This window comes from Micromonospora sp. CV4 (assembly GCF_003667455.1).
Classification (GTDB): domain Bacteria; phylum Actinomycetota; class Actinomycetes; order Mycobacteriales; family Micromonosporaceae; genus Micromonospora.
Window position 1 is genome coordinate 1 of the sequence record NZ_RCVI01000292.1, and the last position, 22,744, is coordinate 22,744.

The following is a 22,744-nucleotide window of genomic DNA, read 5'->3' on the forward strand; positions in this document are numbered from 1 at the left end:
GAGGGAGGGAGGGGAGATGGCAACCGAAACACTGAACGCCGTGGCGACCGCGTCCGGGGGAGGCCCGCGCCGGCGCCGGGGCGGCATCCGCAGCAACGAGAACGTCGCCGGATGGCTCTTCGTCGCGCCGGTGATCGTCATTCTGGGGCTGTTCCTGCTGCTGCCGATCCTGATGGCGTTCTGGGTCAGCCTGACCGACTGGAACGGCCAGGGCAGCCCGTTCACCGGCGACGTGCCGTTCGTCGGCGGGCACAACTACACCCAGTTGTTCACCGAGGACGGGCTGGCCCGCCGCGACTTCATGACCAGCATCCGCAACAACATCTACTACGTGGCGATCGTGGTGCCGGCGCAGACCGCGCTCGCGCTCGGCCTGGCGCTGGTCGTCAACAACCGGATGCTCAAGGGCAAGAGCTTCTTCCGCAGCGCCTTCTACTTCCCCTCGGTCACCAGCTCGGTCGCGATCAGCGTGGTGTTCCTGTTCCTGTTCGCCAACTCCGGCGCGGTCAACGCGCTGCTCAGCGTCCTGGGCATCGACGGACCGGAGTGGTTCGCCGACTCGCGGGGCGTGCTGCACCTGCTGTTCGGCGTGGTCGGCGTCGACTCGCCGCCGGCGGCGCTGGCCGACGGCGGGCCGTTGGGGCTGAGCTGGTGGGACTGGCTGGCCGGACCCAGCGTGGCGATGATGTCGATCATCACGTTGGTCATCTGGACCACCTCCGGCACCTTCATGCTGATGTTCCTGGCCGGCCTGCAGAACGTGCCGGTGGCGCTGGACGAGGCGAGCACCCTCGACGGCGCGTCCCGGTGGCAGCGGTTCCGGCACGTCACCCTGCCGCTGATCAGGCCGACCACCTTCCTGGTGCTCACCCTCGGCCTGATCGGCTCCTGGCAGGTCTTCGACCAGGTGTACGTGATGAGCCAGGGAGACCCGGCCAAGACCACGCTGACCCCGGCCTACCTGTCGTACCGGACCGCCTTCCGGGACTTCGACTACGGCTCGGGCGCGGCGATCTCGTTCGTGCTGTTCCTGATCATCATCGTGCTCACGTTGATCCAACGCCGGGCGCTGGCCGAGCGGGACACCGACCGGCCGCGGCGAGGCTGGCGGCGTCGGCGCGTACCGGAGAGGTCCTGAGATGGCCGTGCTGACCGACCGCCCGGCGGCGGCGCCCGCGCGCCGCGAGCAGCGCGCGGCCCGCACCCTGGCCACCCGCTTCCTGGGGTACGCGACGCTGATCTTCTTCGGGCTGGTGTTCCTCTACCCGTTCGTCATCCAGATCGGCAATTCGCTCAAGACCGAGCCCGACGCGGCGGCCAACCCGCTCTCGCCGTTCCCGGACCCGCTCACGTTGGCCGGCTTCGAGCGGATCTTCGCCGGCACCAACTTCCCGCTCTGGCTGGGCAACTCGCTGCTGGTGACGGTGCTCGTCACCCTCGGTCGGGTGTTCTTCGACTCGCTCGCCGGGTACGCGTTGGCGCGACTGCGGTTCCGGGGACGCGGCGGGCTGTTCGCCGCGGTCATCGCGGTGCTGGCGGTGCCCGGAGTGGTGCTGCTGATCCCGAAGTTCCTGGTGCTCAACCAGCTCGGCATCTACAACAGCTACGCCGGTCTGGTGGTGCCGCTGCTGGCCGACGCGGCGGGCGTGTTCATCATGAAGCAGTTCTTCGAGTCGATCCCGTTGAGCGTGGAGGAGGCCGCCCGGATCGACGGGGCGAGCATCTTCCGCACCTTCTGGTCGGTGGTGCTGCCGATGGCGAAACCGGCGCTGATCACCCTGACCATCCTGTCGTTCCAGGGCTCGTGGAACGAGTTTCCGCACAGCCTCGTGTCGGTGCAGGACCCGGACCTGTTCACCCTGCCGCGTGGGCTGGCCGACCTGGTCAGCGGCTCGCTCGGCAAGGGCACCCAGTATCCGCTCAAGCTGGGCGCGGCGCTGCTGGCCACCATCCCCGTCGCGATCATCTTCGTGGTGTTCCAGCGGTACTTCGTCCGGGATGCCAACGACGGCTCGGACAAGGGCTGACCGACCGGTGGGGCGGCTCCGACGACGGAGCCGCCACAGCGGTCAGCTCTGCTCCAGGACGGACAGGATGTTGCCGGCCGGGTCGGTGAACCAGGCGATGGCCGGCCCCTGGCCGCGCATGACCCCCTTCTCGTCCTGCGGCATACCGTCGTAGCGGGCGAAGTGGACCCCCCGCGCGAGCAGCTCGTCGACCGCCCGGTCGATGTCGTCGACCGGGAAGTTGAGCACCGTGTAGGTCGCGGGAGCGTGGTCGTCCTTCGGATAGACCAGGACGGGCCGGTCCCCGGCGATGTGCAGGGTCAGCAACCCGCCCATCGCGTCGTCCCGGGTGACCCGCAGGCCGAGCGTCTCGCCGTAGAACCGTTCGGCGCGGCCGGTGTCGTCCACCGAGAACCCGCTGAACGCCTTGGTGTCTGTGAACACGGTGATCTCCTCGTTGTCGGCGTACGAGGGGTGGACGTCGTCGTCGGCCGGAACTCATCGCCCGACCGGCCCATGATCAGGGATCGAGGTGGTCGGGCAGGCCGAAGCGTGGGAAGAGCCCCGGGTCGAGGTAGTGGGTGAGGCGGGCGATCCGGCCGTCGACGACCTCGAGAAGCTGGATCGAGAACGGCCGGTGCCCGCCCGCCGGGTCGCGCCGGTACTGCGCCAGGGCCGGACCGCCGTTCGCCGCCACCCGGATGAGCCGGGAACCGCGGCAGCCGGCGCCCGGCCCCACCAGCCAGCGGCCGATGTCGTCCGCGCCGCGCAGCCACATCCGGTAGGGCGGCATGCTCTGGACGGCGTCGGCGCGCAGCAGGCCCACCAGGGCGTCGACGTCGTAGCGCTCGAAGACCCGCACGTAGCGGTCGAGCAGGTCGCGGTGCGCCCGATCCAGCGGCCGGCCCGGAGCGTCACCGACCCGGTCGGCCAGCGTGGCCCGGGCTCGTTGCAGCGCGCTGTTGACCGCCGGCACGGTGGTGTCGAGCAGGCCGGCGACCTCCTCGGCCCGCCACCGCAGCACGTCCCGCAGGATCAGCACCGCGCGCTGCCGGGCCGGCAGGTGCTGCAGCGCGGCGACGAACGCCAACCGGACCGACTCCCGAACGACCGTCAGCTCGGCGGGATCGGCCGCCGCCGGCAGCACCGCCGCGTCCGGAGCGGGCTCCACCCAGCCGGCCTCGGGATCGCCGAGCGCCGTGGCCACCGGGGACGAGGGATCGCCGAGGTCCATCGGCAGGGCCCGCCGTCGGCGACCGCGCAGCAGATCGAGGCAGACGTTGGTGGCGATCCGGTAGAGCCAGGTGCGCGGGCTGGACCGGCCGTCGAAGCCGTCCCACCCGCGCCAGGCCCGCAGCAGCGTCTCCTGCACGGCGTCCTCGGCGTCGTACAGCGAGCCGAGCATCCGGTAGCAGTAGCCGGTCAGCTCGACCCGGAACTCCTCCAGCCGGCCGTCCGCGTTCGGCGCCGTCACCGGCGCGGTCGCTGCGCTCATGACGCCGACCGTAGGCGACCCCTGCGACATCGGCACGCGTGACGGCCCGGACGCGCCGCCCCACCCCGGCCGGATCGCGCGTCAGTCGCCGGGCTGGTCGTCCGCCGGCACCTTCTCGGCCGGGACGGCCACGTGCAGGCGCACCTGCGGCACCAACATGTCGTCGACGTCCAGCGCGCGGGCCGCGCCGTCGGGCTCCCAGCCGGTGCTGGTGAGGAACTTGCGGGTCGCCTCGTCGCCCTCGAACGCCCAGGCCACCGCCCGGCTCAGCCCGTCCTCCCGCCACAGGTCGACGGCGGCGGCGAGCAGCCGGCTGCCGTGCCCACGCCGACCCCAGCGCGGCTCGACCAGCAGGTCGGTCACCGCGGCCACGTCCGGGCCGAGCGCCTCGGCCGGCTCGCCCGGAGCGAGGGCCTCGGCGTCGGCCGGGCCGGAGGCGGCGAACCCCACCAGATACGATTGCTCGGCCTGTTCGACGGCGACCAGCACCCGGTGCGCGCCCGAGGGCGGCTCCTGCACCGCGGCGCTCCACCGCCGGGCGAGGAACGCCTCGTCCAGGTTGTCGAGCACGTGCCGAGGCAGGATCCGGCGGTACGCGACCCGCCAGGTCGCGAGCTGAATGCGTGCGATCTCGCCGGCGTCCTCGGGACGCGCCGGGCGGACGTACCCGAGAGCCATGGGACGGAAGCCTACGCAGGGCCAGGGAGGCGACGGTGGCGCAGGGTGCCAACAGGACGGCCGCGCAGGTCGTCGGGGTGGTGGCGCTCGCCGCGGCGGTCACCGCGTTCCTCGCGGTCGCGGCCGTCCGGCACGGCTTCTTCGACCTGAAGGTCTACTACGGCGCGTTGACCTGGTGGGTGCACGACGGCGGCGAGATCTACGACTATCTCAAGCCGGGCACCCAGTACGGCTTCACCTATCCGCCGTTCGCCGCGCTGGTCATGCTGCCGATGGCGTACCTGCCGTGGACGGCCGCGATCGTGGTGAGCGTCCTCGCCAGCGTGGTCACCACCACGGTGCTGATCTGGTGGCTGGTCGACCCGATCGCCCGTCGGGCCGGCTGGACCCGGTGGTTCGCCCTCGCTGTGGCGCTCTGCCTGGCCGCCGCGTTCGAGCCGATGCGGGAGACGGTCAACTTCGGCCAGGTCAACACGTTGCTGCTCTTCCTGGTCGCCGTGGACCTGCTGCGGCTGCTGCCCTCCGGCAACCGGTGGGCCGGGGTGGGCATCGGGTTGGCGACCGCGATCAAGCTGACCCCGGGCATCTTCATCGTCTACCTGCTGGTGACGGGGCGATGGCGGGCGGCGCTCACCGCCAGCGGCGCCGCCGCCGGGGTGTCGCTGCTGGCCGGCGCGCTCTTTCCGGACGCCTCCCGCGAGTTCTGGACCGAGGCGCTGTGGAACACCGGTCGGGTGGGCGAGTTGGCGTTCGTCTCCAACCAGTCGCTGCGCGGGGTGGTGGCCCGGCTCGACCCGGAGCACCCGAGCACCCTGCTCTGGCTGCTGCTGGTGCTCGGCACCCTGGCGCTCTGGGCCTGGCGGTCCCGGGCGGCCGTCGCGGTGGGCGACGAGGCGACCGGCCTGGCGCTGACCGGTGCGGTGATGTGTCTGGTCAGCCCGGTCACCTGGGTGCATCACCTGGTCTGGCTGCTGCCCGCGCTGATCCTGCTGGTCGACAACGCGATGGCCGCGCCGTCCGGTAACCGGCGGTGGGTCCTGCTGGCCGCGGCGACCGTCGGGTACGTGTTGCTGATCAGCCGGACCGTCTGGTTCTGGGAGAAGGACTTCACCGGCGTCGACGGCTTCGTGGGGAGCAACGCCTACGTCTGGATCAGCCTGGCGCTGCTGGCCTTCCTGCCGATCCGCCGGTGGCTGACGCCGAGCGGGTCAGTCGTCGAGGCTCCCGGTGTACCGCAGCTCGACCAGTCCGACCGGCGGGCACCCACCGGCGAGCGGCACCTGGTAGGTCGACCGTTCACCGTCCGGTGACAACCCGGCCCGCTCGTAGAACCGGCGGGCCCGCCGGTTCTCCGCCAGCACCCACAGCCGGTAGCCGGTCCAGCCCCGCTCGATGAGCCCGGCCCGGGCGGCGGCCAGCAGCGCGGCGGCGGTGCCGTCGCCCCAGCACCCCGGCTCCACGTAGAGCGCCAGCACCTCGCCGACCGCCGGGTCCAGGTCGTCGCGGTCCTGGTTGCGGCGGTACGGCCCGAAGGTGGTGAAGCCGACCACCAGCCCGTCCACCTCGCCGAGCAGGGTGGTGAACGGATGCTCGGGGTCGGCGGTGCCGACGTCGCGGCGGCGCTGCGCCCAGGCCAGCACGTTGAGCCGTCCGAGCACCTCGTCCGGCATGATGCCCGCGTAGCCCGACTGCCAGCCGTGCACGTGCACCCGGGCGACCGCCTCGGCGTCGTCCGGCTCCTCCCGGCGGATGGTCAGCATTGCACCGTTCTATGCCCCGGTGACGGTCCGAGTCCAGCTTCCCGCACCGGCGTCGTACCGATGATTTAAGGTCGCCGACGATGGCCGCACCGGAATCACTCTCGCTCGCCCAGGCCCGGCGGGTGGCGCTCGCCGCCCAGGGCTTCGCCGACCCGGCGCCGACCGGGCTGCCCACCCGTCGACACCTGCGCCGGGTGCTCGACCGGGTCGGGCTGATCCAGATGGATTCGGTCAACGTGCTGCAACGCGCGCACTACCTGCCGCTCTACAGCCGGCTCGGGCCGTACCCGACCACGCTGCTCGACCAGGCCGCCTACCGCCGCCCACGGGAGCTGTTCGAATACTGGGGGCACGAGGCGTCGCTGGTCCCGGTCGGGCTGCACCCGATGCTGCGCTGGCGGATGGCCCGCGCGCACAGCGAGTCCTGGGGTGGCATGCGACGGATCGCGCAGGAGCAGCCGGAGCTGGTCGCCTGGGTGCGCGACGAGGTGGCCGCTCGTGGTCCGTTGACCGCCGCCGAGATCGAGCACGACGCGCCTCGGGAGACCGGCAACTGGGGGTGGAACTGGTCGGCGGTGAAGCGCGCGTTGGAATACCTGTTCTGGGCCGGCGAGGTGGCCGCCGCGGAACGCACCACCTCCTTCGCCCGCCGCTACGACCTGCCCGAGCGGGTGCTGCCCGCCGCCGTGCTGGCGGCGCCGACCCCGACCGACGCCGAGGCGTACCGCACCCTGGTGGCTCTCGCCGCGCGGTCGCTCGGCGTGGCCGCCGAGCCGGAGCTGCGCGACTACTTCCGGCTGCCGCTGGCCGGTGCCCGCCAGGCCGTCGCGGAGCTGGCCGAGGCCGGTGAGCTGGTGCCGGTCACCGTGCCGGGCTGGCGCCAGCCGGCCTGGCTGCACGCGAGCGCCCGGCTGCCGCGCTGGGTCCGGGGCAACACGCTGGTCAGCCCGTTCGACCCGCTGATCTGGGAACGTGGCCGCACCGAGCGGCTCTTCGACCTGACCTACCGGATCGAGATCTACGTCCCGGCGCCGCAGAGGGTGTACGGCTACTACGTGCTGCCCTTCCTCCAGGGCGACCGGTTCACCGCCCGGGTCGACCTGAAGGCCGACCGCAGGGCCGGGGTGCTGCTGGTGCCGGCCGCGTGGGTCGAGCCGGGCGCCGACCCGGGGGAGACCGCGGTGGCGCTCGCCGCCGAGCTGTACCGGCTCGCCGGCTGGCTCGGGCTGGACGCGGTGGCGCCGCCCGCGGCCGGCGACCTGGCCGGTCCGCTCACCGCCGCGTTGGCCGGCGTGTCCGGTGTACCGTGAGCGCGTGACGAGCGCTCCCGGACCGGCCGACCAGCCGCAGCCCGCGCCCGGTGCGGTCGACCCGTGGCCGGACGCCCATCCGGTCGCGTCGACCCCGACGGTCACCGCCGACCCGGCGGCCGGTGCTGCCGGCACCGGTCCGGAGGGCTGGCCGACGAGCCCGCCGGGCGGCTACCCGGTCCCCGAACCGGACCGGCTCACCCGCTTCGTGCTGCGGCTCTACGAGCGTTCGCCACGGTGGGCGGTGCCGCTGGCCGCGGTCGGCTGCGTCGCCGCCGGCATGGGTTACACGCTGCTCAGCGACCCGACCCACGCCGCTCCGGACGCCACTCCGACCTGCCTGCTCAAGCTGACCACCGGGCTCGACTGTCCAGGCTGCGGCGGCACCCGCGCGCTCTGGTACGTGCTGCACGCCGACCTGCCCGCCGCCGCCCGGCACCACTTCCTGTTCGTCTTCGCGCTGCCGTTCCTGGCGTACCTCTTCGTGGCCTGGGCGGGCAACCAGGCGTTCGGCTGGCGGCTGCCCGAGCTGCGGATCAGCTCCAAGGTCATCGGCGGCTTCCTGGCGGCGTGGCTCGCCTTCTCGGTGCTGCGCAACCTGCCCTGGGCGCCGTTCACCTCGCTCTACGTCTGACCCTCCGCCCGTCCGCCGGCCCCTGGGACGATTCGCGGACGCCGCCCACACCCAGAGGTGTCGTCGGCTCCGACGCTGCCTGAGTGATCGACATTGCAAGGGGCGCGCCTGAGTTGGGCCGGAAGGGGCTGCGCCACTACAGTCCCAGGCATGCCGGAGATGGTGCAGCCCCAGGTCAAGTTGATCGCGTGGACCCAGTTCGCGGCCCCGGACGACGTGCCGTGGTCGACCGACGCGGACGGTGGCCAGGCACTCGCCGAGTTCGCCGGCCGGGCCTGCTACCAGTCGTGGAAGAAGCCGAACCCGGCGACCGCCACCAACGCCGGCTACCTGGCGCACATCCTCGAGGTCGGGCACCTCTCGGTGCTGGAGCACGGCTCGGTCACCTTCTACTTCACCGGGGTGTCCCGCTCCTTCACCCATGAGCTGATCCGGCACCGGCACTTCTCGTACTCGCAGCTCTCCCAGCGGTACGTCCCGGAGCGGGACGCGGCCATGGTCGAACCGACGGTGATCGCCGACGACCCGGAGCTGCACAAGCGCTTCGTGGAGGCCGCCGAGGCGAGCGTGCGCGCGTACAACGAGCTGCTGGAGGGGCTGGAGCAGCGCTTCTCCGACGAGCCGAACCCGACGCTGCGCCGCAAGCAGGCCCGGCAGGCGGCCCGCGCGGTGCTGCCCAACGCCACCGAGACCCGGATCGTGGTCACCGGCAACTACCGGGCGTGGCGGCACTTCATCGCGATGCGGGCCACCGAACAGGCCGACGTCGAGATCCGTGAGCTGGCCGTGGAGTGCCTGCGCCAGTTGCAGGGGGTCGCCCCGAACGTGTTCGCCGACTTCGTGATCTCCACCCTGCCGGACGGCACCGAGGTGGCGGCCAGCCCGCACGAGGCGTCCTGAGGCCTTCCCCGGCGGGCCCCGGCTGGTCGTCCGCTAGGTTGGGGGGTATGACGCACGACCACCCTGACGCCGCCACCCGACCGGTGTCCCGCCCCTTCGGGCGGCTGCTCACGGCCATGGTGAGCCCGTTCACTCCCGACGGCTCGCTCGACCTCGACGGCGCCGCCCGCCTGGCGAGCCACCTGGTCGACGAGCAGGGCAACGACGCGCTGGTGGTCAACGGCACCACCGGTGAGTCGCCGACGACCACCGACGCGGAGAAGGAGCGCCTGATCCGGGCCGTGGCGGAGGCCGTCGGTGACCGCGCCAAGGTGGTCGCCGGGGTCGGCACCAACGACACCCGGCACACCATCGAGCTGGCCGCCGCCGCCGAGAAGGCGGGTGCGCACGGCCTGCTGGTGGTCACCCCGTACTACAACAAGCCGCCGCAGAGCGGTCTGCTGCGGCACTTCACGGCGGTGGCCGACGCGACCGGCCTGCCGGTGATGCTGTACGACATCCCGCACCGCTCCGGCGTGCCGATCGAGACCGAGACGCTGGTCCGGCTCGCCGAGCACGGCCGGATCGTCGCGGTCAAGGACGCCAAGGGTGACCTGACCGCCACCAGCTGGGTGACCAGCCGGACGGGCCTCGCCTTCTACAGCGGCGAGGACGCGCTCACCCTGCCGGCGCTGGCCGTCGGCAGCGTTGGCCTGGTCGGCACCTCCACGCACTTCACCGGGGCGCTGACCGCACAGATGATCGAGGCGTACGACGCGGGGGACATGCCGGCCGCGCTGGCCCTGCACCGGCGGCTGCTGCCGCTGTTCACCGGCATCTTCCGCACCCAGGGCACCATCCTGGTGAAGGCGGGCCTGGCCTCGCTCGGCCTGCCGGCCGGCCCGGTGCGACCCCCGCTGGTGGACGCCACCGACGACGAGATCGCCCAGCTGCGCGCGGACTTCGCGGCAGCGGGCCTGGAGCTGCCCGAATGACCGAACGACACGATGGGCGCCGAGTGATGGCGTCGCAGAATGAGGTGAACGCGTGACCGAGGCGCACATCGAGGCGGAACTGCCCCCGCCGCTGCCGGAAGGTGGCCTGCGGATCATCCCGCTCGGCGGGCTCGGCGCCATCGGTCGGAACATGACCGTCTTCGAATACGACGGCAAGTTGCTGATCGTCGACTGCGGGGTGCTCTTCCCCGACGTCGAGCAGCCGGGCGTGGACCTGATCCTGCCCGACTTCGGCCCGATCCTGGACCGACTGGCCGACGTCCAGGCGATCGTGCTGACCCACGGCCACGAGGACCACATCGGCGCGGTGCCCTACCTGCTCGCCCACAAGCCGGACATCCCGCTGGTCGGTTCGCAGTTCACCCTCGCCCTGGTCGAGGCGAAGCTGGCCGAGCGGCGGATTCAGCCGTACACGCTGACCGTGCGGGAGGGCGGCCGGGAGCGACTCGGCCCGTTCGAGTGCGAGTTCTTCGCGGTCAACCACTCCATCCCGGACGCCCTGGCCGTGGCCATCCGCACCCCGGCCGGCCTGGTGCTGCACACCGGCGACTTCAAGATGGACCAGCTCCCGCTGGACGGCCGGATCACCGACCTGGCCGGTTTCGCCCGGCTCGGCGCCGAGGGCGTCGACCTGCTGCTGTCCGACTCCACCAACGCGGAGATCCCCGGCTTCGTCACCCCGGAGCGGGAGATCGGGCCGGTGCTCGACTCGATCTTCGCGAAGGCGAAGGGCCGGATCATCGTGGCCTCGTTCGCCTCGCACGTGCACCGGGTGCAGCAGGTCTTCGACTCCGCCGCGGAGCACGGCCGCAAGGTGGCGCTGATCGGCCGGTCGATGGTCCGCAACATGGGCATCGCGCGGGACCTCGGCCTGCTCAACATCCCGGCCGGCCTGGTCATCGGGATCGAAGAGGCGACCACGCTGCCGCCCGAGCAGATCGTGCTGATGTCCACCGGGTCGCAGGGCGAGCCGATGAGCGCGCTGGGCCGGATGGCCAGCGGCGACCACCGGCACATCACCATCGCCCCCGGCGACACCGTCGTGCTGGCCTCCTCGCTGGTGCCGGGCAACGAGACCTCGGTCTACCGGGTGATCAACCGGTTGGCCCGCGCCGGCGCGGTGGTCGTGCACAAGGACGTGGCCAAGGTGCACGTCTCCGGGCACGCCCCGGCCGGTGAGCTGCTCTACCTGCTCAACGTGGTCCGACCCAGCAACCTGATGCCGGTGCACGGCGAGTGGCGCCACCTGCGTGCGCACGCCCGCCTCGGCGTCGAGTCCGGGGTGGCCGCCGACCGGGTGGTGCTCTGCGAGGACGGCGACGTGGTCGACCTCGTCGAGGGCCGGGCCAGCCTGGTGGGCCACGTGAAGAGCCGGTACGTCTACGTCGACGGCCTCGCGGTCGGCGACGTCAGCGAGTCCCTGCTGACCGAGCGGCGGATCCTCGGCGACGGCGGCTTCATCGCCACCACAGTGGTCGTCGACTCGGTCACCGGCAAGGTGGTCGCCGGCCCGACCCTGTCCGCGAAGGGTTTCTCCGAGGACCCGGAGGCCTTCAACCCGGTGATCCCGCTGGTCACCGAGGCGCTGAACCGGGCGGCCGCGGACGGCATCACCGACCCGCACCAGCTCCAGCAGATCGTCCGGCGGACCGTGGGGCGGTGGGTGAACGACGCGTACCGGCGTCGGCCGATGATCGTGCCCACCGTCGTCGAGGTCTGACACCGCGCGTCGCGACGCCCGCCCGCACCTCGTGTGCCGGCGGGCGTCGCTTTCGGTCAGGGGAGCGCGGCCACAGCCTCGGCGTACGCGACGCCGGTGGCGATGGCGGCGTCCACCAGCACCAGTAACTGCGCCGGGGCCACCCCGTGCGCCAGGTCGGTGGCCACGTCGCCGGCCAGCACCAGCTCCTCGCCGAGATCGTGCGCGTACGCCTTGGGCAGCAGCCGGTCATGGTTCCACGCGTTGCAGAAGGCGTACGCCTCCGCCCGCCGCGCCACCGGCAGCCGGCGGACGGCCATCGCCCGGGTGTGCAGCACCTCGCCCCGCTCGCCGGCCCGACGAAACTGGATCACCGCGGCACCCCATCGGCCGACCACCGTGCCGCCCTCGTCCACCAGGTACCGGTCGCCGCGCCGGTCCAACGCCGCCGTGATCACGTCGAGGGTCAGCGCCACCAGCTCACCCTCGACCGGCCCGTCACCGTTCGGTTCGTCCCCGGTCACGGTGGCGTCGCCGGACTCCTCACCGGACTCCTCAACGGGCTCGTCGGCGGGCAGCGGCACCGGTTTCGCGACCGGGCGCTCGGCCAGCCAGGCGGCGATCCGGCCGGAGTGGTGGCCGGTGCCGTTGCGGGCGTCGAAGCTGCCGGCCAGTTCGCCGGCGACCCCGACCAGCAGCGCGCCGAGCGTGGCCACGTCCGGCTCGGTGGCCGGCCGGTCGCCGTACGCGGGGCGGCGCACCGACCGCCCGCCCAGGCCGGCCTCGACAGCCAGCCCGCAGACCAGCGCCCCGGCGGCGGCGAACTCCATCGCGGCGAGGTCGTCGGTGGGACGGTCCAACCGGGGCAGCTGCTCGGCGAGAATCTCCAGCCCGCGTTCCGGTTGCCCGCCCAGCGCGCAGAACCGCAGGTGCGCCGCGAGGTGCGGAAAGGCCGCACGTTCGTGCCGGTGCCGCCGGTACGCCCGCACGTGCGCCGCCGCCGCCCGCTCCGGCTCGCCGGCACGGAGGGCGGGCAGCAGCTCCGCGACCAGCGCCCGCTCGGGCTGGTCGGTGCAGTCCTCCGGCTCGCCGGCGCCCTCCCGCAGCTCGGCGAGCGCGGCTGGCCCCTCGCCCCAGCCGGCGAGCAGCTCCGCGCGTCGGGCCGGGGCGCAGCCCGGGCAACCGCCGGTCGGCCCGGGACGCTTCCCCGCCCACCGCTGGTACCAGTGGCGGGCGGTGGGCTCGTCGCCGAGGTGGTCGGCGATCCGGCAGCGCAGCTCCGCGACGGTCGGGGCGTCGGGCCCGTCCGCGTCGACCCGGCGGGCCAGGTCGTCCAGGAGGGAACGGGTCTGGTCCAACCCGACCCGGGGGGTGCCGAGCAGCGCCTCCACGGCGTACCGCTGGTAGCGCAGCAGTAGACCGGCTTCGGCGTCGCTGAGCAGCTCGGGCCACCGGTCGGCGGCGGCCCGGGAGCGCCGTACCGGCTCGACCAGCCGCCACCGCTCCCCGTGCAGCAGGTACGCCTCGATCAGCGCGAAGCGGGCCTCCACCGCCGTCCGCGCGTCCCCGGCCGCGTCCGCCCGCTCGGCAAGCCGTTCCAGGGCCAGCAGCCGGCCCGGCCCGTCGGGCAGGTCCCGGGCGTCGGTGAGAGCGGTCACCAGCGCCGGAACGCGACGGACGGCGACCCGGTCGGCGGGCCCGGCGCCCGGAGCGCCGGGATCGTCGGTCCGGCTGCTCGTGGACTCCTCCCGGCCGGTCATGCCGGCACCGCTCCGGGCAACCGGCCGACCGCCACGGCGAGCTGGCAGCCGGCCGAGATGCCACAGTCGAGCAATTGGTCCAGCTGGTGCGGGGTCACCCCGCGCTCCAGATCGGTGATCACCTCACCGCAGACGCGGGCCCGGCCGTCGTCGTCGACGTGCACGAACGCCTTCGGCCAGAGCCGGTCGTGGTTCCACGAGTTGCAGAAGGCGTACAGCGCGGGCACCTGCTCGATGGGGAAGGTCGGCGCGACCAGCGTGCGGACCTGGAGCAGCTCGCCGTCCCCGCCGAGGCGCAGGAACCAGATCAGGTTGTCGTCGAAGCGGCCCACCAGGTCGCCGTTGACAGCTCGACCCACCGACCGGCCGCGTGCGGCGAGCACCGCCGCGACCAGTTCGCCGGTCAGCGGACGCAACGCGTCGGGGTGCCCGGCCAGCGGATCGTCCGGACCGTCCTCGAATCCCGGCGACGCCATCGGGCATCCCTTCTGAGGCGGATATCACGGCCGGCGGCGCGGTCCGTGCTGCGACGCGCGGACACGACCCGGAAAAGCGGCGATCTGCCGGGTCCCGCCGTTACCGTGACTCTATGGCGGGCCGTACCTCTCAGGCGAGCCGGCGACGCGGCGCGTCGCCGCGCGGTGGCACCAACAGTCGTGCCCGTCAACCGGCGAAGAAGACCCGGGCGCCGGTTCGGCGCCGCACGGCGGCCGCCCGGCCGGGCCCGGCCGTCTACGTGGGCCGCGCGGTCGGTGCACTGTGGATGGGGTTGGCGCACGGGATGGGCTGGGCGGTGCGGGCCGCCGGCCGGCAGGCCGCCTCCGCCCGCGACCTCGACCCCGAACACCGCCGCGACGGCGCCGGGCTGCTGCTGTTCGGCCTCGCCCTGCTCAGCGCCGTCGCGCTCTGGCTCTCCGGGGCGGGCCCGGTCGGCGCGCGGCTGGCCGACACCGTGCGACTCTTCCTGGGCGCGATCTCCGTGGTCGTGCCGGTGCTGCTGATGATCGGGGCCTGGCGGTTGATGCGCCAGCCGGCCGATCCGGCGCACCGGGGCCGGGGGCTGATCGGCTGGGGCTCACTGCTCGTGTCGACCGCCGCGCTGCTCCAGATCGGTCAGGACCCGGTCGACCCGGTGCAGCGAGACTTCGCCGGCGGCCTGGTCGGCGCCGGTGTCGGCGGCCTGCTGGAGCGCGCGGTCACCGCGTGGGTCGCGGTGCCGCTGCTGATCCTGCTGCTCCTCTTCGGCCTGCTCGTGGTCACCGCGACGCCGATCAACAAGATCCCCGAGCGGTTGGGCCTGCTCGCCGGCGGCCTGGCGACCTCGCCGGACGCCACCGAGGAGGAGACGGACGAGACGGTCCTCCGGCCGGCGCGCAAGCGGCCGGCGAAGCGGATGCCGCCGCCGGTGGACCCGGACGACTTCGACGACCTGGACGGCGCCGACCTCCAGGAGACGATGGTGCTCCCGCGCAAGGCGCCGCCGAAGGTGCCGGCCAGCCGCAAGCCGGCCGAGCCGCCGGAGCACTCGCCCGCGCCGACCCGGGCCGAGCAGCTCGCGTTGACCGGGCTGGCCGGCGACTACACCCTGCCGCCGGCCAACATGCTCAGCGCCGGCGCCGCCGCGAAGACCCGCAGCAAGGCCAACGACGAGGTGATCGCCGCGCTGACCGGGGTGTTCGACCAGTTCGACGTGGACGCCGCGGTCACCGGGTTCACCCGGGGTCCGACGGTCACCCGGTACGAAGTGGAGCTGGGGCACGGCGTCAAGGTCGAACGGATCACCCAGCTCTCCCGCAACATCGCGTACGCGGTGAAGTCGCCGGACGTGCGGATCCTCAGCCCGATCCCGGGCAAGAGCGCGGTCGGCGTGGAGATCCCCAACGCCGACCCGGAGAACGTGGCACTCGGCGACGTGCTGCGTTCGCGGGCGGCGACCAGCGACCACCACCCGATGGTGGTGGCGCTCGGCAAGGACATCGAGGGCGGCTACGTGGTGGCCAACCTCGCGAAGATGCCGCACATCCTCATCGCCGGCGCGACCGGCGCCGGCAAGTCGTCGTGCCTCAACACCCTGCTGGTGTCCATCCTCACCCGGGCCACCCCGGACGAGGTGCGGCTGCTGCTGATCGACCCGAAGCGGGTCGAGATGACCGGCTACGAGGGCATCCCGCACCTGGTCACGCCCATCGTGACCAACGCGAAGAAGGCGGCCGACTCGCTGGACTGGGTCGTCCGTGAGATGGACATGCGCTACGACGACCTCGCCGCCAACGGGGTCCGGCACATCGACGACTTCAACCGCAAGGTCCGCAACGGCGAGATCAAGGCGCCGCCCGGCAGCGAACGGGAGATGCGCCCGTACCCGTACCTGCTGGTGATCGTGGACGAGCTGGCCGACCTGATGATGGTCGCGCCGCGCGACGTGGAGGACTCGGTCGTCCGGATCACCCAGCTGGCCCGGGCGGCGGGCATCCACCTGGTGCTGGCCACCCAGCGCCCCTCGGTCGACGTGGTGACCGGCCTGATCAAGGCGAACGTGCCGTCCCGGCTGGCGTTCGCCACCTCCTCGCTGGCCGACTCGCGGGTCATCCTCGACCAGCCGGGCGCGGAGAAGCTGCTCGGCCGCGGTGACGGGCTCTTCCTGCCGATGGGCGCCTCCAAGCCGGTCCGGATCCAGGGCGCCTGGGTCACCGAGCGCGAGATCGCCGACGTGGTGAAGTTCTGCAAGGACCAGCGCGAGCCGGAGTTCCGCAAGGACGTGCTGACCCCCGCACAGGACACCAAGAAGAAGATCGACGAGGACATCGGCGACGACCTCGACCTGCTGACGCAGGCGGTCGAGCTGGTGGTCACCTCGCAGTTCGGCTCCACCTCGATGCTCCAGCGCAAGCTGCGGGTCGGCTTCGCCAAGGCGGGCCGGCTGATGGACCTGATGGAGACCCGCGGCGTGGTCGGGCCCTCGGAGGGTTCCAAGGCCCGCGACGTGCTGATCAAGCCGGACGAGCTGGAGGAGGTCCTCGCCGGCCTGCGCGGCGACGGGGACTGACCGGGCAACGCGACGGGCCCGCCGGTGTCCGGCGGGCCCGTCGCGGAAGAAGTAGCGCACCGACGATGCCGGCGATCACGCCGAGCACGCCGAAGATCAGTGGAAGATCTTCAGGCCGACGACTCCGGCCACCACCAGCACCAGGCACAGGATCCGGGGCAGGCTCGCCGACTCGCCGAGCGCCAGCATTCCGACCAGGGCGGTGCCGACCGCGCCGATGCCGACCCAGACGGCGTACCCGGTGCCGACCGGGATGTCCCGCAGCGCGTACGCCAGCCCGCCCATGCTGAGCACCAGGGTCACCGCGAACACCAGCGTCGGGATCAGCCGGCTGAAGCCGGCGCTGCGGTCCAGGGCGATGGCCCAGGCCGCCTCCAGCAGTCCCGAGATCACCAGTACCAGCCAGGCCATCGTTCACCTCACGGAAAGCGCCCGGCTCTCGCGCCGGGACGAGTGGAAACTGCACGTCACGCGGGGCGTCTTGGCCTGACCGGGTACGCCCACCACTCGTCCGGAGCGGCCGCGGGCGAACCGGGCCACCGGCATCGACGCTAGCACCGCCTCCGGCCGGTGACGGTACGGTCCGGCGGAGCGGTCCGCCGACGACGCGGTGACCCCCACCACCTCGCGTTGACCTGCACCTCACTTCAACTTGCAGTATGGCCGTCATGACCCTGCTCTACGCCGACCCCGAGGTCGCCGCCGTGCTGGACGCCGCCACCACGGTCGACGCCATGCGCGGCGCCCTGCTGGCCGCGTACGAGGGGCGGCTGGTCGCCCCGCCCCGGGCCGCCGCCCCGCTCGGCGGTGGGCGGATGGTGCTCACCGCCGGGCACCTGGTCGGCGAGTGGTACGGCTTCCGCTCCTACGACACCTTCGGCCATCCGCAGGGCGAACAGCTGGTGGTGCTGCACGACGCCCGCACGGGCGCGATCCGGGCGGTCGCGGTGGGCGAGGAGCTGGGCTCCCGGCGTACCGGAGGGCTGGGTGGTGTGGCGATCGACGCGCTGGCCCGACCGGACGCGGCCACCCTCGGCGTGATCGGCTCCGGCCGGCAGGCGTGGACCCAGGTCTGGGCCGCTGCCGCCGTCCGCCCACTGCGTGAGGTGGTGGTGCACAGCCGCTCCTCCGCTCGGCGGGACGCCTTCGCCGCCCGGGTCCGCGCCGAGCTGGGTGTGCCGGCCCGCGCGGTGGCCGACCCCGGTGCGGCAGTGACCGGGCGGGACATGGTGGTGCTCGCCACCACCAGCCCGACCCCGGTGCTGCGAGCCGCCGACCTCAGCCCCGGCACGCACGTCAATGCGGTCGGCTTCAAGCAGCGCGATCGCAGCGAGTTCGGCGCCGACCTGCTCGACGCCGCCGACCTGCTGGTCACCGACTCGCCGGCCCAGGCGGCGGACTACCAGCCGCCGATGCTCGCCGCCACGCCCCCGTACGCCGGGCGGCTGCGCGACCTGGGTGGCATCCTGGCCGGCGCCGTCCCCGGCCGGACCACCGCGGACCAGCTCTCCGTCTTCTGCTCCACCGGCCTGGCCGGCACGGAGGTCTTCCTGCTCGACGCGCTGACCCGCGTGGGCGCAGTCGCACGCTGGCCGGCTGCCGGCTGAGCTGAGCGAAGTGGCCCGCAGCGGTGCGCCCGTGGTGCCAGCGGCCCGCGTGCGTGGGCTCCCCCGGCCGGCCCGGTACCCTCGGATGGTGTCTCCCACCTCCCCTTCAGCTGCCGAGGGCCGTCGCGTAGCCCTGCTCACCCTGGGCTGTGCCCGCAACGAGGTCGACTCGGAGGAGCTGGCCGCCCGCCTGCACGCCGACGGCTGGCAGGTGACCACGGACGGTGAGGGCGCCGACGTGGTGGTCGTGAACACCTGCGGCTTCGTGGAGAAGGCCAAGCAGGACTCGATCCAGACCCTGCTCGCCGCCGCCGGTGCCGGCGCCAAGGTGGTCGCCGCCGGCTGCATGGCCGAGCGGTACGGCCGGGAGCTGGCCGACAGCCTGCCCGAGGCGCAGGCGGTGCTGAGCTTCGACGACTACCCGGACATCGCCGCCCGACTGAACGCGGTCGTCGCCGGCGAGCAGGTCACCGCGCACACTCCCCGGGACCGGCGGGAGCTGCTGCCGCTGACCCCGGTGCAGCGGCGCGACGCCGCGGTGTCGCTGCCCGGGCACGGCACCCCGACCCGCGCGGCCGTCGACACCGACGAGCACACCCCGGCGCACCTGCGTCAGGTGCTGCGCCGCCGGCTGGACACCGGCCCGGTCGCCTCGCTGAAGCTGGCCAGCGGCTGCGACCGTCGCTGCGCGTTCTGTGCCATTCCGGCCTTCCGCGGGGCGTTCGTCTCGCGTACCCCGGACGAGCTGCTCGCCGAGGCGGAGTGGCTGGCCAAGTCCGGCGTCCGGGAGCTGGTGCTGGTCAGCGAGAACTCCACCTCCTACGGCAAGGATCTGGGCGATCCCCGGGCGCTGGAGAAGCTGCTCCCGCAGTTCGCCGCGGTGTCCGGCATCGTCCGGGTCCGGGTGAGCTACCTCCAGCCGGCCGAGACCCGGCCCGGGCTGGTCGAGGCGATCGCCGGCACGCCGGGCGTTGCCCCGTACTTCGACCTGTCGTTCCAGCACTCCAGCGAGCCGGTGCTGCGCCGGATGCGCCGGTTCGGCTCCACCGACCGGTTCCTGGAGCTGCTGGCCAGCGCCCGGGCGTTGGCCCCGGAGGCGGGCGCCCGGAGCAACTTCATCGTCGGCTTCCCCGGCGAGACCCGCGCCGACGTCGACGAGCTGGTCCGCTTCCTGACCGAGGCCCGGCTCGACGCGATCGGCATGTTCGACTACAGCGACGAGGACGGCACCGAGGCCGCCGGGCTGACCGGCAAGGTCTCCGCCGCGACGATCAAGCGGCGCTACGACCGACTCAGCGCGCTCGCCGACGAGCTGTGCTCGCAGCGGGCCGAGGATCGGCTCGGCTCGACCGTCGAGGTGCTGGTCGACTCGATCGCCGATGGTGTCGTGGAGGGCCGGGCGGCGCACCAGGCGCCGGAGGTGGACGGCTCGACGACTCTGGTCGCCCCGGTCGAGGGCGGGGTCGACCTGGCCGCGCTGCGCCCGGGTGACCTGGTGCGGGCCAGGGTGACCGGCACCGAAGGGGTGGACCTGCTCGCCGTGCCGGATGAGATGATCTCGGCGGCGCCCGGCGCGGCACGGTGACGGCGGGCCCGAACGGAGCGGGGGAGCCAGGTGGTGCGGTATCGGGAACGCCCCGGCTGCCCGAGTGGGGCGAGGCGGTGACCGGGGCGACGGAGTCGACGCCGCCCCGGGTGGTTCCCGGGGTGCCGGTGCTCAACGCGGCCAACGCGCTGACCGCGTTGCGGCTGGTGCTGGTGCCGGTATTCGCCGCCTCGGTGATCATGTCCGCGATGAGCCACGCCGGCTGGCGGATGGCCGCGTGCCTGATCTTCGCGGTGGCCTCCGCGACCGACCTGGTGGACGGTTGGATCGCCCGCCGGTTCGGGCTGGTCACCTCGGTCGGCAAGGTGGCCGACCCGATCGCCGACAAGGCGCTCACCGGCGCCGCCCTGGTGCTGCTCTCCTGGTACGACCGGCTGCCCTGGTGGGTGACCGCGCTGATCCTCGTCCGTGAGCTGGGCATCACCGGGCTGCGGTTCTGGGTGATCCGGCACGGCGTTATCGCGGCCAGCCGCGGCGGCAAGATCAAGACTGCGCTCCAGATCCTGGCCATCGCCTGGTACCTGTGGCCGATGCCGGCCGCTCTCGCCGCCGTGGGTCCCTGGATCATGGCCGCCGCCGTCCTGGTCACCGTCGCCACCGGCTTCGATTACATAGCCCAGGCCCTCCGCCTCCGCCGCCCCCGCTGACCCCACCCCCCGCGCTGCCCTGTCGATTCTGAAGTCAGCGCCGTCCGGCGCGGCGTGTCGGGGCAACAACTTCATGATCGACGGGACCGGTCGGGGAGGGTTGGGTAGGGACGGGTGGGGAAGGACGGGTGTATGGAGCGGGACGAGGGTCGGGAACGGCCGGTGGGCAGCCCGGAGGTCGGTAGTCCGGCCGCGGGCGTGGTGCACAGCCTGTCGCAGAGGCACGAGACGCTGGCCACGGTCGAGTCGCTCACCGGTGGGCTGCTCGCCGCCTCGATCGTGGAGATCGCCGGAGTGAGCGGGGTCTACCGGGGTGGGCTGGTGGTCTACGCCACCGAGCTGAAGGCCGAGCTGGCCGGCGTACCGGCTGAGCTGCTGGACGAGCGGGGGCCCGTGGACCCGGACGTGGCGGCGGCGCTCGCCGAGGGTGGCCGGCAGCGCTGCGGCGCGGACTGGGGGCTCGCCACCACCGGGGTCGCCGGTCCCGAGCCGCAGGACGGCAAGCCGGTCGGTCTGGTCTACGTCGCGGTCGCCGGCCCGGACGGCGGTGAGGTGCGCCAGCTCGACCTGGACGGCGGCCGGGACCACGTCCGCTCGACGGCGGTGACCGAGGCGTTGCGGCTGCTCGCCGAGCGGATCCACGACGCAGATGCCGCGGACGCGGACGCCGCGGACGCGCCGGGTGCCGGCAGCGTCGCCGAGGCGGGAACGGCCGGGGCGGGGCGACGGTGAGCCGTCCCGGGCGAACCGACGGGCGGGGCGGGATGTCGCCCGGGCCCACACCGGGTACGGTTGCGGGAAGGCTTCGGCGCTCGGGGCCGGCGCGGTCCGCCGCGACCGGCTGCGGGACGCCGGGCGAGAGGTATCCCTCAGGGGGAGGTGCGATGGTCCTGCTACGCCGGGTGATCGGTGACGCACTGCGGGCGCGCCGGCAGGGGCAGCAGCGCACCCTGCGCGAGGTGTCCACCGCCGCCAACGTCAGCCTCGGTTACCTCTCCGAGATCGAACGCGGGCACAAGGAGCCGTCCAGCGAGCTGCTCGCCGCGATCTGCGACGCGCTCGGCGCCCGCCTGTCCGAGCTGCTGCGCGAGGTCAGCGACACGGTGGCGCTCGCCGAGCAGATGCCCGGGGTGCTGGTCCCGATGCAGGACGAGTCGGCCGAGGCCGTGCCCGTCGGCGCCGCCCCCGCCGTTCGCCGGAACACCAGCCGGGGCGTCCGTCAGGTCACCTCCGACGGCAAGGTCGCCGTCTCGGTTCGCCAGGAGTCCCCGCTCAAGGCCACGCTGCGCAGCACCCGGGTCCGTCCCACCGAGCGCGACCGGGATGTGGTCTGCGCCGCCTGAGCCCGTCCCTCCGGTTGACCATGGGCGAGTTGGCCCCGGCCGCGTAGGGTTGCCCGCAGGAGCTGCCGGTGCCGTCGACCGCCCGGTACGGATGCCTCATTGGCCTCCGGCTGGGACGATGGAGACCGGCCGGGTCGCGGCCGGCCGTTATCCGGTCGGGCCGCGGTGGAGCGACGCTACTGAGGGGATACGGCGGAGATGGCGAACCCGTTCGTCAAGGGCTGGAACTACCTGATGGCGCTCTTCGGTGCCAAGATCGACGAGCACGCCGATCCCAAGGTGCAGATTCAGCAGGCCATCGAGGATGCCCAGCGCCAGCACCAGGCGCTGGTTCAGCAGGCTGCCGCGGTGATCGGCAACCAGCGTCAGCTGGAGATGAAGCTGTCCCGGCAGATGTCCGAGGTCGAGCGGTTGCAGGGCAACGCCCGGCAGGCCCTGGTGCTCGCCGACCAGGCTCGGGCCAAGGGTGACGAGACCGAGGCCGGGCGGTTCGAGCAGTCCGCACAGACCCTGGCCACCCAGTTGGTCTCCGCCGAGCAGGCCACCGAGGACCTGAAGACCCTGCACGACCAGGCGCTGGGCGCGGCCGCGCAGGCCCGCCGGGCGGTGGAGAACAACTCGATGATCCTCCAGCAGAAGCTCGCCGAGCGCACCAAGCTGCTCAGCCAGCTGGAGCAGGCCAAGATGCAGGAGACGGTGGCCCGCTCGCTGGAGTCGATGTCGTCGCTGACCGCACCCGGCACCACCCCGTCCCTGGACGAGGTCCGCGACCGCATCGAGCGGCGCTACGCCAACGCGATGGGTCGCGCGGAACTGGCCGGAAACTCGGTCGAGGGCCGGATGATGGAGATTCAGAAGGCGACCATCGACTCGGCCGGCTCGGCCCGGCTGGAGCAGATCCGGTCCAGCATGGCCGGGGAACAGCTCGGCGGCGCGGCGCAGCGACCGGCCGTGCCGCAGGGCGAGAAGACCGGCGCGGCCGGCCCGGCCAGCGACCCGGCCGCCGCTGCCCGGCTGGACGAGCTTCGAGCCAGCATGGCTCGCGAACGGGGCACCGGCGACCCGACCGCCGCCGGCTGAACGACCGGTCCGAGGAGGTCACAGTGGCAGACGAGCGGACGCGGTACTTCCGTCGGTTGGGCCGGCTGCGCCGGTCCGCCCGGCGGTGGAGCGTGCTGGCCGGTGGGCTCGGCGGCGCTGCGGCCGTGCTGACCCCGTACGCCGGCCTCGGTCTGCCCGACGCGGCCTGGGCCGGCGC

At 73.2% G+C, this 22,744-nt stretch carries 22 protein-coding genes and 1 riboswitch; of the genes, 15 read left to right on the forward strand and 7 right to left on the reverse strand.

Features of this window, described 5'->3' with window-relative positions; genetic code table 11:
• The first annotated feature begins 16 nt into the window (after positions 1-16).
• Together EAD98_RS19720 and EAD98_RS19725 are read left to right on the forward strand one after the other, a co-directional pair.
• The gene (locus EAD98_RS19720; RefSeq protein ID WP_121655523.1) at positions 17-1,138 is read left to right on the forward strand and encodes a carbohydrate ABC transporter permease; all 1,122 of its coding nucleotides are present in this window, start codon (positions 17-19) and stop codon (positions 1,136-1,138) included.
• Position 1,139: 1 nt separating this feature from the next.
• The gene (locus EAD98_RS19725) at positions 1,140-2,027 is read left to right on the forward strand and encodes a carbohydrate ABC transporter permease (protein WP_121655524.1); all 888 of its coding nucleotides are present in this window, start codon (positions 1,140-1,142) and stop codon (positions 2,025-2,027) included.
• 42 nt (positions 2,028-2,069) lie between these two features.
• On the opposite strand, the gene EAD98_RS19730 is transcribed toward EAD98_RS19725, so the two are convergent.
• The 3 genes from EAD98_RS19730 to EAD98_RS19740 all read right to left on the reverse strand — a co-directional run bounded on the left by EAD98_RS19730 (position 2,070) and on the right by EAD98_RS19740 (position 4,179).
• Complete coding sequence (locus tag EAD98_RS19730) at positions 2,070-2,450, reverse strand: VOC family protein (RefSeq protein ID WP_121655525.1); 381 nt, start codon at positions 2,448-2,450, stop codon at positions 2,070-2,072.
• 76 nt (positions 2,451-2,526) lie between these two features.
• Positions 2,527-3,501 carry a sigma-70 family RNA polymerase sigma factor gene (locus tag EAD98_RS19735; RefSeq protein ID WP_121655526.1) on the reverse strand — a complete coding sequence of 325 codons (975 nt, stop codon included), beginning with the start codon at positions 3,499-3,501 and terminating at the stop codon, positions 2,527-2,529.
• Between the two features lie 81 nt (positions 3,502-3,582).
• The gene (locus EAD98_RS19740) at positions 3,583-4,179 is read right to left on the reverse strand and encodes a GNAT family N-acetyltransferase (protein ID WP_121655527.1); all 597 of its coding nucleotides are present in this window, start codon (positions 4,177-4,179) and stop codon (positions 3,583-3,585) included.
• 35 nt (positions 4,180-4,214) lie between these two features.
• Between EAD98_RS19740 and EAD98_RS19745 the strand changes: the two genes are divergently transcribed.
• Positions 4,215-5,489, forward strand: a complete 1,275-nt coding sequence (locus EAD98_RS19745; RefSeq protein ID WP_121655528.1) for a glycosyltransferase 87 family protein — start codon at positions 4,215-4,217, stop codon at positions 5,487-5,489.
• Here EAD98_RS19745 and EAD98_RS19750 read toward each other — a convergent pair.
• A complete protein-coding gene (locus EAD98_RS19750; RefSeq protein ID WP_121655529.1) occupies positions 5,388-5,939 on the reverse strand; it encodes a GNAT family N-acetyltransferase in 552 nt (183 codons plus the stop codon). The two genes, EAD98_RS19745 and EAD98_RS19750, sit on opposite strands and share 102 nt — an antisense overlap.
• 80 nt (positions 5,940-6,019) lie before the next feature.
• On the opposite strand from EAD98_RS19750, the gene EAD98_RS19755 reads away from it, so the two are divergent.
• From EAD98_RS19755 to EAD98_RS19775, 5 genes are all read left to right on the forward strand, one after another.
• The gene (locus EAD98_RS19755; RefSeq protein WP_121655530.1) at positions 6,020-7,249 is read left to right on the forward strand and encodes a winged helix-turn-helix domain-containing protein; all 1,230 of its coding nucleotides are present in this window, start codon (positions 6,020-6,022) and stop codon (positions 7,247-7,249) included.
• A 4-nt stretch (positions 7,250-7,253) separates the two neighbouring features.
• Entirely contained in the window at positions 7,254-7,883 is a 630-nt protein-coding gene (locus EAD98_RS19760) for a DUF2752 domain-containing protein (RefSeq protein ID WP_121655542.1), read from the forward strand.
• A 159-nt stretch (positions 7,884-8,042) separates the two neighbouring features.
• Positions 8,043-8,783: an FAD-dependent thymidylate synthase gene (gene thyX, locus EAD98_RS19765; RefSeq protein WP_121655543.1), complete on the forward strand. Its 741-nt coding sequence runs from the start codon at positions 8,043-8,045 to the stop codon at positions 8,781-8,783.
• A gap of 47 nt (positions 8,784-8,830) precedes the next feature.
• Positions 8,831-9,757, forward strand: a complete 927-nt coding sequence (dapA, locus tag EAD98_RS19770; RefSeq protein WP_121655531.1) for a 4-hydroxy-tetrahydrodipicolinate synthase — start codon at positions 8,831-8,833, stop codon at positions 9,755-9,757.
• A gap of 52 nt (positions 9,758-9,809) precedes the next feature.
• Positions 9,810-11,498, forward strand: coding sequence for a ribonuclease J (locus EAD98_RS19775; RefSeq protein WP_121655532.1), 1,689 nt, complete (start codon positions 9,810-9,812; stop codon positions 11,496-11,498).
• A 56-nt stretch (positions 11,499-11,554) separates the two neighbouring features.
• Here the strand turns inward: EAD98_RS19775 and EAD98_RS19780 are convergent, their stop codons facing one another.
• Positions 11,555-13,237: a YbjN domain-containing protein gene (locus EAD98_RS19780; protein WP_121655533.1), complete on the reverse strand. Its 1,683-nt coding sequence runs from the start codon at positions 13,235-13,237 to the stop codon at positions 11,555-11,557.
• The gene (locus EAD98_RS19785; RefSeq protein WP_121655534.1) at positions 13,234-13,713 is read right to left on the reverse strand and encodes a YbjN domain-containing protein; all 480 of its coding nucleotides are present in this window, start codon (positions 13,711-13,713) and stop codon (positions 13,234-13,236) included. The genes EAD98_RS19780 and EAD98_RS19785 overlap by 4 nt, the downstream gene beginning before the upstream one ends.
• Before the next feature lie 113 nt (positions 13,714-13,826).
• Between EAD98_RS19785 and EAD98_RS19790 the strand changes: the two genes are divergently transcribed.
• The gene (locus tag EAD98_RS19790; protein WP_121655535.1) at positions 13,827-16,283 is read left to right on the forward strand and encodes a DNA translocase FtsK; all 2,457 of its coding nucleotides are present in this window, start codon (positions 13,827-13,829) and stop codon (positions 16,281-16,283) included.
• A 96-nt stretch (positions 16,284-16,379) separates the two neighbouring features.
• Here EAD98_RS19790 and EAD98_RS19795 read toward each other — a convergent pair whose 3' ends face one another.
• Positions 16,380-16,694: a multidrug efflux SMR transporter gene (locus tag EAD98_RS19795; RefSeq protein WP_121655536.1), complete on the reverse strand. Its 315-nt coding sequence runs from the start codon at positions 16,692-16,694 to the stop codon at positions 16,380-16,382.
• A 59-nt stretch (positions 16,695-16,753) separates the two neighbouring features.
• A riboswitch (guanidine-III (ykkC-III) riboswitch) is annotated at positions 16,754-16,816 on the reverse strand.
• A gap of 135 nt (positions 16,817-16,951) precedes the next feature.
• Here EAD98_RS19795 and EAD98_RS19800 point away from each other — a divergent pair.
• The 6 genes from EAD98_RS19800 to EAD98_RS19825 all read left to right on the forward strand — a co-directional run bounded on the left by EAD98_RS19800 (position 16,952) and on the right by EAD98_RS19825 (position 22,566).
• Positions 16,952-17,890, forward strand: a complete 939-nt coding sequence (locus tag EAD98_RS19800) for an ornithine cyclodeaminase family protein (protein ID WP_121655544.1) — start codon at positions 16,952-16,954, stop codon at positions 17,888-17,890.
• An 85-nt stretch (positions 17,891-17,975) separates the two neighbouring features.
• A complete protein-coding gene (gene rimO / locus EAD98_RS19805) occupies positions 17,976-19,475 on the forward strand; it encodes a 30S ribosomal protein S12 methylthiotransferase RimO (RefSeq protein ID WP_121655537.1) in 1,500 nt (499 codons plus the stop codon).
• 77 nt (positions 19,476-19,552) lie between these two features.
• Entirely contained in the window at positions 19,553-20,143 is a 591-nt protein-coding gene (gene pgsA / locus EAD98_RS19810; protein ID WP_121655538.1) for a CDP-diacylglycerol--glycerol-3-phosphate 3-phosphatidyltransferase, read from the forward strand.
• A gap of 132 nt (positions 20,144-20,275) precedes the next feature.
• Positions 20,276-20,875, forward strand: a complete 600-nt coding sequence (locus EAD98_RS19815) for a CinA family protein (RefSeq protein WP_121655539.1) — start codon at positions 20,276-20,278, stop codon at positions 20,873-20,875.
• Between the two features lie 152 nt (positions 20,876-21,027).
• On the forward strand, positions 21,028-21,486 hold the full coding sequence (locus EAD98_RS19820; RefSeq protein WP_121655540.1) for a helix-turn-helix domain-containing protein: 459 nt from the start codon (positions 21,028-21,030) through the stop codon (positions 21,484-21,486).
• A 198-nt stretch (positions 21,487-21,684) separates the two neighbouring features.
• On the forward strand, positions 21,685-22,566 hold the full coding sequence (locus tag EAD98_RS19825) for a PspA/IM30 family protein (RefSeq protein ID WP_121655541.1): 882 nt from the start codon (positions 21,685-21,687) through the stop codon (positions 22,564-22,566).
• Positions 22,567-22,744: the final 178 nt, after the last annotated feature.

Coding starts and splice junctions, on each gene's coding strand:
- EAD98_RS19815 (WP_121655539.1), top strand. CDS start 20,276: ATGGAGCGGGACGAGGGTCGGGAACGGCCGGTGGGCAGCCCGGAGGTC.
- EAD98_RS19785 (WP_121655534.1), bottom strand. CDS start 13,713: ATGGCGTCGCCGGGATTCGAGGACGGTCCGGACGATCCGCTGGCCGGG.
- EAD98_RS19750 (WP_121655529.1), bottom strand. CDS start 5,939: ATGCTGACCATCCGCCGGGAGGAGCCGGACGACGCCGAGGCGGTCGCC.
- EAD98_RS19720 (WP_121655523.1), top strand. CDS start 17: ATGGCAACCGAAACACTGAACGCCGTGGCGACCGCGTCCGGGGGAGGC.
- EAD98_RS19795 (WP_121655536.1), bottom strand. CDS start 16,694: ATGGCCTGGCTGGTACTGGTGATCTCGGGACTGCTGGAGGCGGCCTGG.
- EAD98_RS19820 (WP_121655540.1), top strand. CDS start 21,028: ATGGTCCTGCTACGCCGGGTGATCGGTGACGCACTGCGGGCGCGCCGG.
- EAD98_RS19800 (WP_121655544.1), top strand. CDS start 16,952: ATGACCCTGCTCTACGCCGACCCCGAGGTCGCCGCCGTGCTGGACGCC.
- rimO (WP_121655537.1), top strand. CDS start 17,976: ATGGTGTCTCCCACCTCCCCTTCAGCTGCCGAGGGCCGTCGCGTAGCC.
- EAD98_RS19755 (WP_121655530.1), top strand. CDS start 6,020: ATGGCCGCACCGGAATCACTCTCGCTCGCCCAGGCCCGGCGGGTGGCG.
- EAD98_RS19825 (WP_121655541.1), top strand. CDS start 21,685: ATGGCGAACCCGTTCGTCAAGGGCTGGAACTACCTGATGGCGCTCTTC.
- EAD98_RS19740 (WP_121655527.1), bottom strand. CDS start 4,179: ATGGCTCTCGGGTACGTCCGCCCGGCGCGTCCCGAGGACGCCGGCGAG.
- EAD98_RS19790 (WP_121655535.1), top strand. CDS start 13,827: ATGGCGGGCCGTACCTCTCAGGCGAGCCGGCGACGCGGCGCGTCGCCG.
- EAD98_RS19725 (WP_121655524.1), top strand. CDS start 1,140: ATGGCCGTGCTGACCGACCGCCCGGCGGCGGCGCCCGCGCGCCGCGAG.
- thyX (WP_121655543.1), top strand. CDS start 8,043: ATGGTGCAGCCCCAGGTCAAGTTGATCGCGTGGACCCAGTTCGCGGCC.
- EAD98_RS19735 (WP_121655526.1), bottom strand. CDS start 3,501: ATGAGCGCAGCGACCGCGCCGGTGACGGCGCCGAACGCGGACGGCCGG.
- EAD98_RS19780 (WP_121655533.1), bottom strand. CDS start 13,237: ATGACCGGCCGGGAGGAGTCCACGAGCAGCCGGACCGACGATCCCGGC.
- dapA (WP_121655531.1), top strand. CDS start 8,831: ATGACGCACGACCACCCTGACGCCGCCACCCGACCGGTGTCCCGCCCC.